We start from the raw sequence: 15,248 nt of genomic DNA, 5'->3' as shown, positions 1-15,248 counted from the left end.
ACCCGGTCATCCCGAGCAGGCATGCTGCCCCATCCCCACCAAACTTGCATGACAACGTTGCCGCGGGCGTGAGCCGGCGCACGCTTCATGCGGCCTTGCGCAATTGCCACGCGCTGACCAGACGCGCACCCAGCCAGCCCAGCAAGGCGGCGGCTACCGGCACGGCAGCCAGCAACCATACCGGCAGCACATCGATCGCCAGCTTGCCGGCATAGACCTGCCCCAGGCGCTGCACCGGCTCGGCCAGCGACCACTCCACCAGCACGGCGAAACCCACCGCGAGCACGCCGGCAAACAGCCCGTACCAGATGCCCGCATACAGATAGGGGCGGCGCACGAACGCACGGCTCGCACCCACCAGCATCAGCACGCCGATTTCCTCGTGCCGGCTGGCGATGTCCACGCGCACCGTATTGCCCACCACCAGCAACACCGCCACCGCCAGCAGCGCAGCAAGGATCAGCACCACGCGCTGCCCCACGCCGAGCAAGGCTTCCAGGCGCTGGCGCCAGGTGCCGCCGTCCTGCACCTGATCCACGCCCGACATGCCGCGCATCTCGGTCACCAGCTTGTCCACGCTGTCCGCGCTCACATCCGCCTTCGGCTGCACTTCCAGCACGAACGGCAGCGGGTTCACGTCCAGCGTGTGCAAGGCGCCGGAAAAGCCCTGCATCTTGGCCAGTTCGTCCATGCCCTGGTCGGGCGACTTCACCTTGACGCCGGCCACTTCGCCGCGCTCGCGCAGCTTCTTGGCCAGCATGTCCGCCGACGACACGCTCTGTCCCGGCTGCAGGAACAGGCTGATGGTCTGGTTCTGGCCCAGCGCATCGCCCATTTTCTGCAGGTTGCCCAGCAGCAGGTAGAAGGTGAGCGGCAGGGCCAGCGCAATGGCCATCACCGCGACCGTGAGCAAGGTGCCCACCGGACGCGACATCAGCCGGCGCAGGCTCGCGGCCGCGCTCCAGCCGTGATGCTCGCGCCAGCTGGCCACCGGCCGCGGCTTGCTGCGGATGCCGCGCGACTGGTCGGAGGTCAGCGGGCTTTCCATGGGAAATTCTTTCTGGGGAAATTCAAACTGGTTGCTCATAGCACCTCCTGTGCGGCCACGTCGGCTACCAGGCGACCGTGATCGAGCACGATCACGCGCTTCTTCATGCGCTTGATCAGCGGCAGGTCGTGGCTGGCGATCAGCACGGTGGTGCCCACGCTCTGGAATTCGGCGAACAAGCCCATGATTTCCACCGCCAGCGTGGGGTCGAGATTGCCGGTGGGTTCGTCCGCGATCAGCAGCGTGGGTTTGGCCACGATGGCGCGGGCGATGCCCACGCGCTGCTGCTCGCCCGCCGAAAGCGTGGCCGGCAGTTGGCGTTCGTAGGAAAGCAGGCCCACCTTTTCCAGCGCGGCGCGGACGCGCTTGCTGCGTTCGGCAGGCGCCATGCCGCCGATCATCAGCGGCAGCTCGACATTGGCGAAGATGGTGCGATCCATCAGCAGGCGGTGATCCTGGAACACCATGCCCAGGCGGCGGCGCAACTTGGGAATGCCTGCGCGGCCGATCTTGGCCAGGTTCTGCCCGTCGAGGGTGACGATGCCGTGCGAGGGCCGCTCGATCAGGCCGAGCAATTTGAGCAAGGTGCTTTTGCCGGCGCCCGAGTGGCCGGTCACGAAGGCCATCTCGCCGGTCGCCACTTCAAAGGAAAGTTGCGACAGGGCCTCGTGGCCGCCTTCATAGCGTTTGCTGACTTGGTCGAAGCGGATCACCGCGTGTCCCCGATCCTGAATGGACGAAGGATAAGGGATGCGCGCGTGAAGGTCAGTGCTTTTGCGCAGCCGTGCTGCCGCGGGTTCAGCCCGCGACAGCCTTAGGCAAACGAGATGCTCAGCGACCGGTGAACAAACGGCTCAGTCGACGGAAGAAGCCGACCCTCTTCGGCGCTTCCAGCGCATCGCCCGACTTGCTCGGGGTGATGGCGACGTGGCGCGACGGACGCGAGTGGGCGCTCTCGCCATTGCTGCGCTCACGCGGCGGACGACGCTCGCCACGCGGTGCGCGCGTGCCTTCGGCGGCCGTGTTGGCCGTGCCCTCGGCGACGGCGACATCACCTTCGCGACGACGGTTGCGACCGCCACGACGGCGACGACGCTTGCGCTCGGCAGCCTCGCCCGTTTCGGCCTGGGCCGCAGCCGGAGCGGCGTCCTTCTGCACCACGGCTTCGGCCACCGGCGCCTCGACCCGCGGCTTCCTCGGCTCACGCGGCTTGTCGCCACGCGGGCGATCGCCGCCACGGCCACCGCCGCTGCGCGAACCCTTGCGGGGCGAACCGTCCTTCTCGCGCTGTTCGACCTTGTCGCCGAACGCGGCGCTGTCGGCGGCGACTTCCGCCATGTACTGGGCATCCTGCTCGCGCGGCTTGGGCATCACCAGCAGCTCGGCTTCGATGTTCGCCACCGGGATGCGCTGGCCGATATAGGTCTCGATATCGGGCAGGCTCATCGCGTAGAGGTCGCAGGCGAAGCTGATCGCATCGCCCTCGGCACCCAGGCGCGCGGTGCGGCCGATGCGGTGCACGTAATCTTCCGCATCCTGCGGCAGGTCGTAGTTGAAGACGTGGCTGACGGCCGGGATGTGCAGGCCGCGCGCGGCCACGTCGGTGCACACCAGGATGTCGAGCTGGCCTTCCTGGAAACGCTGCAGCAGCTTCTGGCGCTTGAGCTGGGGCACATCACCCGACAGCGCGCCCACGCGGTAGCCGTAACGCTTGAGGCGATCGGTGATCTTCTCGGCGGCGGCCTTGGTGTTGACGAAGATGATGCTGCGCTCGGCCTTGGTGCGCTCGAGCAGGTTGAGCAGCAGCGGCATCTTCTCTTCCTTGGCGGGGAAGTAGACCAGCTGGCGCACGCGGTCGGCGGTGACGTTTTCCGTCTCCACTTCCAGCTTTTCGGCGTTGTGCATGTGCTCGTAGGCCAGCTCCAGCACGCGATGGCTGAGCGTGGCGGAGAACAGCAGCACCTGGCGCTGCTCGCGCGCCGGCAGGCGGCGGAAGATGAAGCGCACGTCCTTGATGAAGCCGAGGTCGAACATGCGGTCGGCTTCGTCGATCACCATCACTTCGACGGCGTCGAGGCTGAACACGTGCTGCTTGAAGTAGTCCAGCAGGCGGCCCGGCGTGGCGATGATGATGTCGCAGCCATCCTTGAGCTGTTGGCGCTGCTTGTCGTAATCGACGCCGCCGTAGATGAGCGCCGTGCGCAGGCCGGTGTAGCGGCCGACGGACTTGGCGTCCTTTTCGATCTGGATGGCCAGCTCGCGGGTGGGCGCAATGACCAGGGCGCGCGGATCGCTGTCCTTGCGCTCGGCCACGGCCGGCGTGGTCAGCAGGCGATTCATCATCGCCACCAGGAACGCGCAGGTCTTGCCCGTGCCCGTCTGTGCCTGGCCGGCGACGTCGCGTCCGGCCAGCGCGACCGGCAAGGTCAACGCCTGGATCGGCGTGCAGCGGGTGAAGCCCGCTTCGTCGAGGCCTTGCTGGAGCAGCGGATGGAGGTCGAAATTGGTGAAAAAGGTATCGGTGAGTACGGTTTGGGACATTGCCATATGGGATTTGATGCAGGCAGCGCCGTGAGGCGGCCGCCTGGCTCCTTGCCGGTGAGACGCAAACAAGGAACGGGTGGATGGTCGGCGCGGCCGGGACGTGGCGACAGGCGGAATCCATGCGGATTGCGCGGGCCGGCGACACGTGTCCCAGGCTGGCGCCGGCGGGAGCGGCGACGTTGCGACAGCTCCGCTGGCATAGGTCAAAGCACTGCAATCAGCTAAGCCCTTGTTCAACAAGGGCTTCCCTTTCACCTATGTCAACGGAGCCGTCCTTGGCCGCCCTTGAATCGCTTGAATCGCGCCCCGAGTTACGTTGCAATGGAGGCCTGCCGCAACGGCTTGAAGACTTCCTTTCGGTACGACCCCGCGTTTCATGGGCACCCCAGTGTAGCCGATGCTGGGCGCGCGGTCGTGAAACCCTCATACGCTACCTTCGGAGACCCCGGTGAGCGACCTGATTACCCATGTAAGCGATGACGCCTTCGAGCAGGAAGTGCTCAATTCCGATACCCCCGTGCTGCTCGACTTCTGGGCGGAATGGTGCGGCCCGTGCAAGGCCATCGCGCCGATCCTGGACGAGCTGGCCCAGCAGTACGAAGGCAAGCTGCGCATCGCCAAGATCAACATCGACCACAACCAGAAGACGCCCCGCAACTACGGCGTCCGTGGCATCCCGACCCTGATGGTGTTCAAGAACGGCAAGGTCGAGGCCACCCAGATCGGTGCCGTCAGCAAGGGCGCGCTGACCCAGCTGATCGAGAAAGCCATCTAAGAGCCTGTCATCCAGGCCCTTCAGGAAAATATTTCTGAACTTTACCGGCCGCGGCGCTTTACGCCGCCGCGGACCGGGTGCTAGATTCGTTCGACGTTCGTCGGGACAGTCCTGTCCCCCGCGCCATCCGCGCGACGCAACCCTCCCTCCTTTTTTCAACGGCGCCCCGCAGAGGTTTGCCCGTGTCCGATATCGAAAGCAAAGATTCAAACGACGCCAAGAGCGCCGACGCCAAGCCTGTGGCTGAAACCCGCACGCGTGCACCACGCAAGTCCGCTGCCGCCGCTGCTGCCGAAAGGGCAGAAAAGCAGGCCCAGCTGGACATGCCGCCGCTGCCGCCAGTGGAACGCGCCGCACCGCCCGCCGTCGAAAGCCACGCCCCCGCTTCCGCGCCGGCCGCCGACTCGGCGTCCAACGACGGTGGCCAGCGCCAGCCGCAGGAAGCCCGCGAGGGCGGCCAGCAGCAGAACGGCCAGAACGGCGGCAACCCGAATTTCAACCGCAATGACCGCAACGACCGTGATGGTCGGGGCCGTCGTCGCCGCCACGAGCGCAACCAGCCGCGCGGCCCCGGTGGCCAGGGCGGCGGTGGCGGCCAGCAGCACGCCCGCAACAACAACGGCCTGCCGGTGGACGACGAGTACGCCGACGCCGGCAGCAACGACCGCCTGATCAACCTGACCGAGCTCAAGCGCAAGAATGCGCTGCAGCTGCTGGAATTCGCCGAATCGCTCGGCGTGCAGGAAGGCGTGGCGCGTGCCCGCAAGCAGGACGTGGTGTTCAACATCCTCAAGGCTCATGCCCGCTCCGGCGGCGGCATCTGGGCCGAGGGCGTGCTGGAAATCCTGCAGGACGGCTTCGGCTTCCTGCGCTCGGCCGACGAGTCCTACCTCGCCGGCCCGGACGACATCTACGTGTCGCCCAGTCAGATCCGCCGCTTCAACCTGCGCACCGGCGACTACATCACCGGTCGCGTGCGCCACCCGAAGGAAGGCGAGCGTTACTTCGCGATGCTCAAGGTCGACGACATCAACGGCGATCCGCCGGAGGCGTCGAAGAACAAGATGCTGTTCGAGAACCTCACCCCGCTGTTCCCGCGCAAGGCTTTCAAGCTTGAGCGCGGCAACGGTTCCAGTGAGGACATCACCGGCCGCATCCTGGACCTGGTCGCCCCGATCGGCCGCGGCCAGCGTGGCCTGATCGTCTCGCAGCCGAAGTCCGGTAAGACGATGATGCTGCAGAACATCGCGCAGGCCATCACGTACAACCATCCCGACGCGCACCTGATCATGCTGTTGATCGACGAGCGTCCGGAAGAAGTGACGGAAATCGCCCGCACCGTGCGTGCCGAAGTGATCTCCTCCACCTTCGACGAGCCGGCCGTGCGCCACGTGCAGGTGGCCGAAATGGTGATCGAGCGCGCCAAGCGCCTGGTCGAGCACAAGAAGGACGTGGTGATCCTGCTCGACTCCATCACCCGCCTGGCCCGTGCCTACAACACCGTGGTGCCCAGCTCCGGCAAGGTGCTCACCGGTGGTGTGGACGCCAACGCCCTGCAGCGTCCCAAGCGCTTCTTCGGCGCCGCGCGCAACGTGGAAGAAGGCGGCAGCCTGACCATCATCGCCACCGCGCTGACCGACACCGGCAGCAAGATGGACGAGGTGATCTACGAAGAGTTCAAGGGCACCGGCAACATGGAAGTGCACCTGAGCCGCCGCATCTCCGAGAAGCGCGTGTACCCGGCCATCGACATCAACCGCTCCGGCACCCGCCGCGAGGACCTGCTGATCGAACCGGACATGCTTTCGAAGATCTGGATCCTGCGCAAGCTGCTGCATCCGATGGACGAGCTGGCCGCGATGGAGTTCATGCTCGACAAGATGAAGAACACCAAGTCCAACGACGAGTTCTTCAATTCGATGAAGCGTTGATCGCTCGTCGATAGCTCCACACAAAGGCCGCCCTCGGGCGGCCTTTGCTTTTGCAGTGAATCAATCGCAGGCTCAGGTACCCGCGAAATCCGTGGTCAGCGACACACGACGATTGGGCATGCCCTGCTCTCCCGTGGCACCCTTCACGACCTGGCGATTGCTCACCTTGCCGTAGCCCACCGCGCGCACCTGGTCGGCGTTGAGGCCGCCCGTCTGCACCAGATAGTCACGCACCGCCTGCGCCCGCTTCAGTGCGAGCTGCTGGTTGTAGCCGGCCGGCCCGGAGGGATCGGCGAAGCCTTCGGCGGTGATCACCGCGTTGGCATGGTGATCTTTCATCACCTTGGCGAAATCATCGAGCCGTTGCTTGTCCTCGTCGCGCAACGTGCTCTGGTTGGTGTCGAAGTGCGCAATCGTGTCCACGCTGATACGGCCTGCCATGGCCGTGATCTGGGTGTCGTATTGGGCAAACTTCGTGTGCATCTCCTGCGTGATCGCATCGATCTGTTGTTGTTGCTTTTGATCGTTGCTACGCAGCTCCGCGATGGTTGCATCGTAATCGCTTTTCTTGACGTAGTTGCTGCAGCCACAAAGTACGGCGACGAACAGCACAGCCACGCCACGACCGATGCGAGAGCGGGTAATTGCCATGTAGATATCTCCTCTCGTTAGCGGTGCGCCAACGCTGGCCGCCGTGGGCGACAAGCGCATTCGCACAAGGAGTATGCACGGTGGGCGTCAAGCTGACGCCAATATGCTGAATTGCCTGTTTGGACGTCTATTTGCCAATCGCAGGCGCGCGAAAACCGCAGCCATGCCCCTCATGGCCGCAGTCCATTCCACCATGCGCCAAAAATCCAAAACACCGCATGAATACGACCGAGAAAACAGGCCGGCGGACGGCTCAGGACCGGCCACTCACCTTGCGAAAGCGCCGCTCCTGCACGATCCACATGGCCGCACCGAAGCCGGCGCCGGCGATCGCCACCCACAACAGGGCCGACTGCGCCACCGTGAGGCGCGGATGGGGAATCACATAGGTCATGATGAGAAACATGGGCAGGCCGTAGAACACCACGCCGTTCAACAGCACGTAGCGGAGCGCTCCCTGCGCCCGGATCCTGGCCCAACGATCGAATTCCGTGCCTTGCATGCGTGCCCCGAAGCTCCGCTCTGAGTTGGAACATGCAGGGAACGCGCGAACAGGTCATGCGTTGAATCGGACCGCTCGATTCGTTCAGCGCCGGGACCCAGGCTGGCCCTGCAGGCTGAAAAACGCCACCTGGTTCACCAGCGCCTGAGACAGGTCAAGGGTGTTGCGGCTGGCGGCACTGGCTTGCTCCACCAGGGCAGCGTTCTGCTGGGTCACTTGATCCAGCGTGATCACGGCGGTGTTCACTTGTCCGATACCGGCGGCCTGCTGCTCGGAGGCAGCGGCAATGATCTCGATGATGGTGGTCACCTCGCGCACGTCGCCGGCGATATGATGGAGCGCATCGCCCGTGCGCTGCACCAGCGTCGCGCCTTCGAACACCTTCTCCGTGGTGTACTGAATCAACGACTTGATGTTCTTCGCGGCGGCGCCGCTGCGCTGCGCCAGGTTGCGCACTTCCGTCGCCACCACGGCGAAGCCGCGACCTTGATCGCCTGCACGCGCCGCCTCCACGGCAGCGTTGAGCGCCAGCAGGTTGGTCTGGAACGCGAGCTCGTCGATCATCGCCACGATCTCGCCCACTTCCCTGCTTGCCTGCGTGATCGCGTCCATCGCGTCCACGGCGGAGCCGGCGATGGCGCGACCTTCCTCCGCGTGCTCGCGCGTGCGTACCGCCATGTCGCGCGCCTGGCGCGCCCCCTGCGCATTCTGCTTCACCGTGCTCGACAACTCTTCCATCGAGGCGGCGGTTTGTTCCAGCGAACTCGCCTGTTCCTGCGTGCGCTGCGACAGGTCATCGGTGCCTTGCGACAGATCGCTGGCGGCCAGCGTGACCTGCTCGGCGACGTCGCGCACCTGCGTGACGATGCTTGCGAGTTGGCGATCCATCGCGTCGAGCGAATGCAATGTGTCGCTGAATTCATGGTTGCCTGCGATGTCCGTGGCGTTGCAGAGCTTGCCTTGCTGGATGGCGCTCGCCAGCCTGCGCGCCTGTTCGAGCGGGCGCGTGATCGTACGTATCAATCCCAAAGCCGCGCCCGTCAGCAACGCCAGCGCCAAGATCAACACGGCAAGCGCCATCTGCCAGGTGTGCCGGAAACTGGTCGCGGCGGCTTGCGCGGACTCTGCCGCCTGCTGCGCGTTGATGAGCCTCAGGCGGTCGATGATGGCCATGGCGCGCCCCATCGCATCGGCCACCTTGCTCGCATGCAGCCGACGCGCCTCGTCGGTCTTGCCTGCGTCGAGCAGCTCGGCCTCGCGGCGCACGACGGGTTCGGTTTCGGCCATCTGGCTGACGAACTCCGTGGCCACCGTGCGCTCCTCACCGTCCGAGACGAGGGCCGGGTCGTAGCGCGTCCATGCTGTCATCAAGCGGTCGTGACCAAGCTTGATCTGCGCGATTGCGTCGCGACGCGACGGGTCGATCAGGGATCGGTCGAGCGCCTGGCGATCATCTACGATCGCCGCGCGCGCAGCACTGACCGTGACAATCGACATCACGTTGTTCTGGTACATCCGGTCGGCCCCGGCGTAGGTACTGCGCACGCCGTACAGGCCGATCAGCCCTACCGCCAGGGCAAGCACCAGAGCGAGGCTCATGGTCGCGATGATTCGCAGACGAATAGTGAAACGCATGGCGCTGACTTCCCTGATCAGGATGGCTCATCCTGTTAGGGAGATCGGCGCAATTGGCGCACCCTTGACGGAAAATAGTCCGCGCAACACGGTAAGCCAGCGCCGACACAGCGCCCATCAACCGCGCGAACGCGTCAATCCATGTGTTCGATGCCGTCCGGCAGCGCGATCCATGGGTGCATGCATTCCTCGAACACCGAGATGCTCGGCGCGGGGAAATCCGGATTGGAAAACGCACCCACGGGTACGCCGATCAGGCCCTGGACCGAGTCGAGCCGGTAGTACACCGTGGCGCCGCACACCGGGCAGAAATGGAAGGTAGCGGAGCCACCCGAATCGCCGTGCCGCACATAGGCCGTCGAGTTGCCGCGAATCACCAGGGCACTCTCGCGAAACCGCGCCTGCACGCCGAACACGCTGCCGGTGCGGCGCTGGCAGGCGTTGCAATGGCAGATCGAGACGCGCAAGGGCTCTTCCGTGGCGCGGAGCATGAGCTGACGGCAACTGCAGGTGGCAATGCGCTGTGGCATGGCAGGGTCTTGAGTGCGAAGAACGAGGCGACGCGCGCACTATACGCGGACGCCTGCGGCGGGGGTGTCTCATCGGCAAAGGCTCATGCTACGGTCGACACACCCATCCTCACGGAGCGTGCTCGTGACCTTCCCCCGTGCCTGGCTTGCCGCCACCCTGCTGCTCACCCTGGTCAGTTTTCCGCTCGCCGCGCAGACCTTGCGCGTGATGAGCTTCAACGTGCGAGTGCCCGTGGCCGCCGACGGCCCGAACCGCTGGGAAGCGCGGCGCGATCTGATGGTACGCACCATCCGCGAACAGCATCCCGACCTGATGGGCACGCAGGAGCTGCATCAGGAACAAGGCGACTACATCGTCTCCAAGCTGCCCGAGTACACCTGGTTCGGCATTGATCGCCGCGGTGGTCACAGCGACGAACACATGGGTGTGTTCTATCGCAAGGACAAACTCGTGCTGAAGGATTCGGGCAACTTCTGGCTATCGGATACGCCCGATGTACCCGGCAGCATCACCTGGGGCCATCCCTTCCCGCGCATGGTGACGTGGGCCTTGTTCGAGGACAAAGCCAATCACCGCCGCTTCTACTACTACAACACGCACCTGCCCTATCAGGAACAGGACGAACCCGCGCGCGTCAAAGGCGCCAAGGAAATCGTGAGCCGGCTAGCCGCACTGCCGGCGAACGCACCCTTCATCCTCACCGGCGATCTCAACACCGACGCCAACAGCCCCACCTATGCGGAGCTGACCAAGGTGCTGACCGATACGCGCAAAGTGGCGCCGAAAGTCGAAGGCCCGGAAAAGACCTTCCACAACTTCACCGGCAACCCGACCGAGCACATCGACTTCATCCTCGAACGCGGCTTCAAGCCGACGTATTTCGCTACGGTGACGACGCAGCAGGATGGGCGTTATCCGTCGGATCATTTCCCGGTGGTGACGGACCTAAGCTGGAAGTAGCACCAACCGCGCCCGACCCTCTGTGGGAGCGCACTTGTGCGCGACTGGGCAAGCCTCTGTCGCGCACAAGTGCGCTCCCACACAAGGCAACCATGATGAGGGCGGGGCGATACATCACCGTCCCAGCCTATCCCGCTTCGCCCGCATCACCTGCTTCGCCATCGCGCCGAACTGACGGCTCTGTTCCCGCTGCTCGCGCAGACTCTGCTGCGCACGCATTGCTTCACGCAGCAGCTTGCGGTAGTTGGCAAGGCGACGCGCATCCAGCGCACCCTCGGCAACAGCGGTCTCCACCGCGCATCCCGCATCGCCATCATGGTGACAATCGCGAAACCGGCATTGCGAGGCGAACGCCACCACATCGGCGAATACCGTCTCCAACTCCGGCTCGGCCGTCGCCAGGCGCAACTCGCGCATGCCGGGCGTATCGATCACCCAGGCGCCCGATGCCGTGGAAAACATCTCGCGCGCCGTGGTGGTGTGGCGGCCACGGGCATCGTCTTCGCGAATGCCGGAAGTCAGTTGCTCGGCCTCGCCGATCACGCGGTTGGTGAGCGTCGACTTGCCCACGCCCGACGAGCCGACGAACGCCACCGTCTTGCCCGGCGCCAGCCACGGTTCGAGCTGTGCCACCGAGGCATCGTCCAGCGCGTTCACCGCAATCACCGGAACGCCGATCATCAGCTGCTCGGCGTCGGCGACATAACCGGCCACGCCTTCGCCGATATCGGCCTTGGTCAACACGATCACCGGCGTCACGCCCGCATCGAGCGCGAGCGTGAGGTAGCGCTCCAAACGCGAGGGATTGAAGTCGTCATTGCACGACGACACCACGAACAACACATCGAGATTGGCCGCAATCGACTGGCGTTGATGATCGCCACCAGCCGCCACCCGCTCCACCAGCGACCGCCGGTCGAGCACGCAGCGCACGCGATCCGCATCGTGCTCGACCATCACCCAATCGCCTACAGCCACATTGGCGTGGGCGTCGGACAGCTGATGCGGCAGCACCACCGAACCGTGACCGCGCGAAGAGAGCACGGCCAACCCACTGCGATGCACGGCGGCGACGCGTGCCGGATAGCCAGCCTCGAAATCGGCCAGCGTCAGCTGCTGTGCGTACTCAGCGCGCCAGCCGAGCTGGTGCAGCGAAAACGTCTGAAAAGACATGGAAACACCCTGGGAACAGAGAAAACGACGGCCACGCAAGAGGGGCCGAACGAAGTGCCGGGGTGCGAAACGAGAAATGAAGCGCGAGCCAGCCGAGGGCTGGCAGGAACATCAGAAGCGCGACGACCCGGCAGAGGCTGCAGCTACAACATTCATTGTTATTTCCTCCTAAGGCTGGGTTGACGGGAGGCGCAGAGTAGCGACGCCACGCATGGCTTGCAAGTACTTATTTTCGTTAGGTGTTACGCAAACCGAGGGCGTGACATGCTTCCTCTCGAAACTAGTCGCCGAAAGCCGCCTTGTAGGCCGCCCTGTCGACGACCAACGCGTGGCGTGCACGCTCCTCAGTGAGTCGACGCCATGTCCACGTGTAAATCATGGCACCGCGTCCATTCTCACGGTTTCCCTGCACCATGGCCAATAAGTAAGCATTGTGGGGGCCTCGACAAATCCAAGACGCGTTACAAGCGCACTTCTCAAGAAAGGTGCGCGAGCGATAAAGCACGGTGACTTTGCCGGCAGGCACTTCCTCATCGTCTATGGGAATCGTCTGTTCTGCAAAGGATGCCTGCATGCCATTGTCCAGCCCCCGCGACGACAAGTAGTAACCGACCACCGGTGACACGATGGCGAGCAGAGCGAAAAGACCGATGGCCCACATGTCATCCATATCCGCCAGCTCCCTGCCTGCATGGGTCGGTCACACCACAGAGCGGGCGGCACCCGCCTGCGCGTTCCATCTTTACATCTGCTCCACTGGCAACACCCGCCGACGCGAGCGCTCGCGCAGCGAACAATCGCGCAGCGTATCGGCCATCGCCTCCAGGTTCGGGATACCATACAGGTACACCGATGTCATGCCCGCATCGGACGAATGCAGATGCACCGTGCTGTAGCCCAGCAAGCGTTGCCCCAGCGGCTTGTGCAGGTCGATGTGGTCCACGCGGAACAGTTCCAGGTTGTCCTGCATCTTGGAGAACAGCCCTCGCTCGATGCGCACGCGCTGCGTGGTGATGGTGAAACGCGTGGAGAGACTGCGGATCCAGTAAACCAGCAAGGCGATGCCGAGGGTGACGACGATGAGCAGGTACTGTCCCGCCGAATACACGACTGCCGGATGCCCTTCGAAAAGAGTCCGTTCCGTCGTGGCCTCACGCGCCGCCACATAGGCATCGATATCCGTACCGCAGAACCGGCACTTGTGCGCCGTGGCCATGATCATCTCGCCACAGGCCGGACACGGCTTACGCTGCTCGTCCATCTCTCACCCCACTGGTTAGTCCCGTGGGGATTATGCGGCCTGCGGCTGCAAACTGGCTGAGCGTACGGCTAACCCAGCCCAGACTTACCCGGGCAGCGGCAGGCACTCCATGATTTCCACCGAATCGCCCGGGAAGATCGAGAAATGCGGGTGGCCCTCGAACAGCTTGGCTGCCGCCTCCTGCGATTCGGCCCGCACCACGGTGTAGCCGGTCATCTGGTTGCGGATGCTTTCGATGCCGCTCTTGGAGGTACGCAGCGTTTTGCCGAGCGGCGCGCCAACATCGACGATGACATCCTTATGCGCCTGCACCCAGGCGCCCCAGGCCTGAATGCCCTGCTGCGTCCGCGCCTGCCGCTCCGCTTCGCTCAACTCATCCCAGCCCGATGCCTTGTGCGTCGCTTCCGAGCCGATATAGACCGCGAGAAACTGTTTCATGGTTGCCTCCTGGGTGAATGGACGGATAGTGCCAACATCACGTTTCAGTCCTACGCCAAGGCGCCTTCTTTCTTGGCAGCGGCGGCTGGCCACGGGTCGGCCCAGGCCGGCAATTGCATCAAGCCATCGAGCCAGCGCACCACATTCGGATAATCACCGAGTGGCATCTGCGAACGCCGCCACTCGCAAGCCATCGAAGCGAGCTGGAAGTCGGCGATGGTGAGGCGGTGGCAGGCGACGAATGGCCGGCCCTCCAAATGCTGGTTCAACACGGCCGCGAACTTCTTCAGATCGGGCATCACCGCCGTCATCTCCGCCTCGTCGGGCTCGCCGATATGGAAAGTCGCCTTCACCACATGCTCGAAGTAGAACGGCGCCACCGCACTCGCCCAATGCTGGTCGTTCCACGAGAGCCAGCGCAGCACCTCCACCTGTTCGGCGGGGTCGCGCGCCGGCCACATGTCCGAGCCGTGCTTGATGCACAGGTACGCCATGATCGCGGACGACTCCCACAGCACCGTATCGCCATGGACCAGGGTGGGCGCCTTGCGATTGGGATTGAGCGCGGTATAGGCCGGCGTTTTCAGGCCGCCACCCATCAGGTCGAGCTCGATGCATTGCGCCTCGATGCCCAGATGCTTGACCAGCGCCAGCACACGGCGCGGCGCCTGGGCCTTGATCCAGTAGATCTGCATGCCTTCCTCCGCTACGGGGTTCGGTTACCGGCGACCACCTTACCCGGCCGCAAAATATGTTAAAGAACATAATTTAAGCGCCTGCTATACCTGTCCCACGGAGGTTGCAGCCATGCCTTACAGTCCTGAACACAAGGTGCAGACGCGGGCACGCGTGGTCGAATCCGCGCGGCGCCTGTTCAATCGCCACGGTTTCGAACAGGTCACCATCGACCAGGTGATGGCCTCCGCCGGGCTCACCCGCGGCGCGTTCTATCACCACTTCGACAGCAAGGACGAGCTCTACGCCGCCGCCGTCGCCAGCTTCACCAGTTGCAATCCGTTCGCCGTGAAAACAGCGCAGTCGGCGGAGGCCATCGACGATCCAAAACAGATGGCGCAGATGCTGATCGATCTCTATCTCAGCGACGAAGTGCTGGATAACATCGACATGCACTGCCCGCTCTATGCACTACCTTCCGACGTAGCGCGCGCCGGGCTGGAACCGCAGCAAGCCTATACCGATCTGATCCGCGGCATGCGGCACATCTATCGCGTGGCGCTCAATGGCATGCGCGATGCGGACCGGCGCGCCGATGCCATGGTCTCGCTATGCGTGGGCGGCATGGTGCTGGCGCGCACCACCAACGATCCGGAATTGCGCAGGTCGCTGCGTGCTTCGGCTCGGCATCAGGCGCTGGCGTTGCTCAAGACGGAGTAGCGTCGGCGCCGCTGTCCCTGGGCACGTTCGCGTCGATCCAGTGGATGATGAATTCATCGATGGCCACCCGCTCGGGAACCTCGATACCCGCCTCACGCACGAACGCGGCTGCCGCCTTGATCAACGACTGCCTCGAAAGACTGCTGGCCTGGCGCGCAGCGGCCTGCTTCTGCCGCAACTGCACGATATGCGCCGACGGCTTCCCCGGCTTGGCGTACTTTTGATAACGGCGCAATTCGTCGGCCGCCAGGGTTGTGTCGAACGCTGCCTGCAAGGTGGCCTTGCGAGCCCGCAGGAGTGCCATCAGAGCCTCCGTGAGGGCACCGGCATCGCCCCGCCCCGGTAGAACGCGCGCCAGCGCAGCGTGGCCGTCGGCTCCCTGCAGATCGGCGAAGAAAACGGCG

The 15,248-nt window shown here is 64.3% G+C and carries 17 protein-coding genes; 4 read left to right on the top strand and 13 right to left on the bottom strand.

Annotation, left to right across the window (positions count from 1 at the left end):
* Window positions 1-85: 85 nt before the first annotated feature.
* The 3 genes from ftsX to ISP20_RS10200 form a co-directional block, all read right to left on the bottom strand.
* Window positions 86-1,087: a permease-like cell division protein FtsX gene (gene ftsX / locus ISP20_RS10210; RefSeq protein ID WP_239535649.1), complete on the bottom strand. Its 1,002-nt coding sequence runs from the start codon at window positions 1,085-1,087 to the stop codon at window positions 86-88.
* On the bottom strand, window positions 1,084-1,761 hold the full coding sequence (gene ftsE, locus ISP20_RS10205; RefSeq protein WP_204635992.1) for a cell division ATP-binding protein FtsE: 678 nt from the start codon (window positions 1,759-1,761) through the stop codon (window positions 1,084-1,086). The genes ftsX and ftsE overlap by 4 nt, the downstream gene beginning before the upstream one ends.
* Window positions 1,762-1,879: 118 nt before the next feature.
* The gene (locus ISP20_RS10200) at window positions 1,880-3,589 is read right to left on the bottom strand and encodes a DEAD/DEAH box helicase (RefSeq protein WP_204636196.1); all 1,710 of its coding nucleotides are present in this window, start codon (window positions 3,587-3,589) and stop codon (window positions 1,880-1,882) included.
* Window positions 3,590-4,040: 451 nt separating this feature from the next.
* On the opposite strand from ISP20_RS10200, the gene trxA reads away from it, so the two are divergent.
* Window positions 4,041-4,367, top strand: coding sequence for a thioredoxin TrxA (trxA, locus tag ISP20_RS10195; RefSeq protein WP_204635991.1), 327 nt, complete (start codon window positions 4,041-4,043; stop codon window positions 4,365-4,367).
* 182 nt (window positions 4,368-4,549) lie between these two features.
* Window positions 4,550-6,298 (top strand): transcription termination factor Rho, encoded by a 1,749-nt coding sequence (gene rho / locus ISP20_RS10190; RefSeq protein ID WP_204635990.1) that lies wholly within the window; start codon window positions 4,550-4,552, stop codon window positions 6,296-6,298.
* Window positions 6,299-6,370: 72 nt separating this feature from the next.
* Here the strand turns inward: rho and ISP20_RS10185 are convergent, their stop codons facing one another.
* From ISP20_RS10185 to ISP20_RS10170, 4 genes are all read right to left on the bottom strand, one after another.
* Complete coding sequence (locus tag ISP20_RS10185) at window positions 6,371-6,949, bottom strand: OmpA family protein (RefSeq protein ID WP_204635989.1); 579 nt, start codon at window positions 6,947-6,949, stop codon at window positions 6,371-6,373.
* A gap of 253 nt (window positions 6,950-7,202) precedes the next feature.
* Window positions 7,203-7,451, bottom strand: coding sequence for a hypothetical protein (locus ISP20_RS10180; protein ID WP_204635988.1), 249 nt, complete (start codon window positions 7,449-7,451; stop codon window positions 7,203-7,205).
* An 84-nt stretch (window positions 7,452-7,535) separates the two neighbouring features.
* Window positions 7,536-9,086 (bottom strand): methyl-accepting chemotaxis protein, encoded by a 1,551-nt coding sequence (locus ISP20_RS10175; protein WP_204635987.1) that lies wholly within the window; start codon window positions 9,084-9,086, stop codon window positions 7,536-7,538.
* A gap of 134 nt (window positions 9,087-9,220) precedes the next feature.
* A complete protein-coding gene (locus tag ISP20_RS10170) occupies window positions 9,221-9,616 on the bottom strand; it encodes a GFA family protein (RefSeq protein ID WP_239535647.1) in 396 nt (131 codons plus the stop codon).
* Window positions 9,617-9,701: 85 nt separating this feature from the next.
* Between ISP20_RS10170 and ISP20_RS10165 the strand changes: the two genes are divergently transcribed.
* The gene (locus ISP20_RS10165; RefSeq protein ID WP_204635986.1) at window positions 9,702-10,577 is read left to right on the top strand and encodes an endonuclease/exonuclease/phosphatase family protein; all 876 of its coding nucleotides are present in this window, start codon (window positions 9,702-9,704) and stop codon (window positions 10,575-10,577) included.
* Between the two features lie 114 nt (window positions 10,578-10,691).
* Here ISP20_RS10165 and rsgA read toward each other — a convergent pair whose 3' ends face one another.
* The 5 genes from rsgA to ISP20_RS10140 all read right to left on the bottom strand — a co-directional run bounded on the left by rsgA (window position 10,692) and on the right by ISP20_RS10140 (window position 14,144).
* On the bottom strand, window positions 10,692-11,750 hold the full coding sequence (gene rsgA / locus ISP20_RS10160) for a ribosome small subunit-dependent GTPase A (RefSeq protein WP_204635985.1): 1,059 nt from the start codon (window positions 11,748-11,750) through the stop codon (window positions 10,692-10,694).
* Window positions 11,751-12,030: 280 nt separating this feature from the next.
* Complete coding sequence (locus ISP20_RS10155) at window positions 12,031-12,420, bottom strand: hypothetical protein (protein WP_204635984.1); 390 nt, start codon at window positions 12,418-12,420, stop codon at window positions 12,031-12,033.
* A gap of 72 nt (window positions 12,421-12,492) precedes the next feature.
* Window positions 12,493-13,011, bottom strand: coding sequence for a PH domain-containing protein (locus ISP20_RS10150; RefSeq protein WP_204635983.1), 519 nt, complete (start codon window positions 13,009-13,011; stop codon window positions 12,493-12,495).
* An 84-nt stretch (window positions 13,012-13,095) separates the two neighbouring features.
* The gene (locus ISP20_RS10145; RefSeq protein WP_204635982.1) at window positions 13,096-13,449 is read right to left on the bottom strand and encodes a YciI family protein; all 354 of its coding nucleotides are present in this window, start codon (window positions 13,447-13,449) and stop codon (window positions 13,096-13,098) included.
* Between the two features lie 50 nt (window positions 13,450-13,499).
* Complete coding sequence (locus ISP20_RS10140; protein WP_204635981.1) at window positions 13,500-14,144, bottom strand: glutathione S-transferase family protein; 645 nt, start codon at window positions 14,142-14,144, stop codon at window positions 13,500-13,502.
* 112 nt (window positions 14,145-14,256) lie between these two features.
* Here ISP20_RS10140 and ISP20_RS10135 point away from each other — a divergent pair, with 112 nt between their 5' ends.
* The gene (locus tag ISP20_RS10135; RefSeq protein ID WP_204635980.1) at window positions 14,257-14,844 is read left to right on the top strand and encodes a TetR/AcrR family transcriptional regulator; all 588 of its coding nucleotides are present in this window, start codon (window positions 14,257-14,259) and stop codon (window positions 14,842-14,844) included.
* Here ISP20_RS10135 and ISP20_RS10130 read toward each other — a convergent pair.
* Entirely contained in the window at window positions 14,831-15,148 is a 318-nt protein-coding gene (locus tag ISP20_RS10130) for a hypothetical protein (protein ID WP_204635979.1), read from the bottom strand. The genes ISP20_RS10135 and ISP20_RS10130 overlap by 14 nt on opposite strands.
* Between the last annotated feature and the right edge of the window lie 100 nt (window positions 15,149-15,248).

Source organism: Dyella kyungheensis (assembly GCF_016905005.1).
Classification (GTDB): Bacteria; Pseudomonadota; Gammaproteobacteria; order Xanthomonadales; family Rhodanobacteraceae; genus Dyella; species Dyella kyungheensis.
This window is presented reverse-complemented; position numbering and strand designations above follow the sequence as displayed.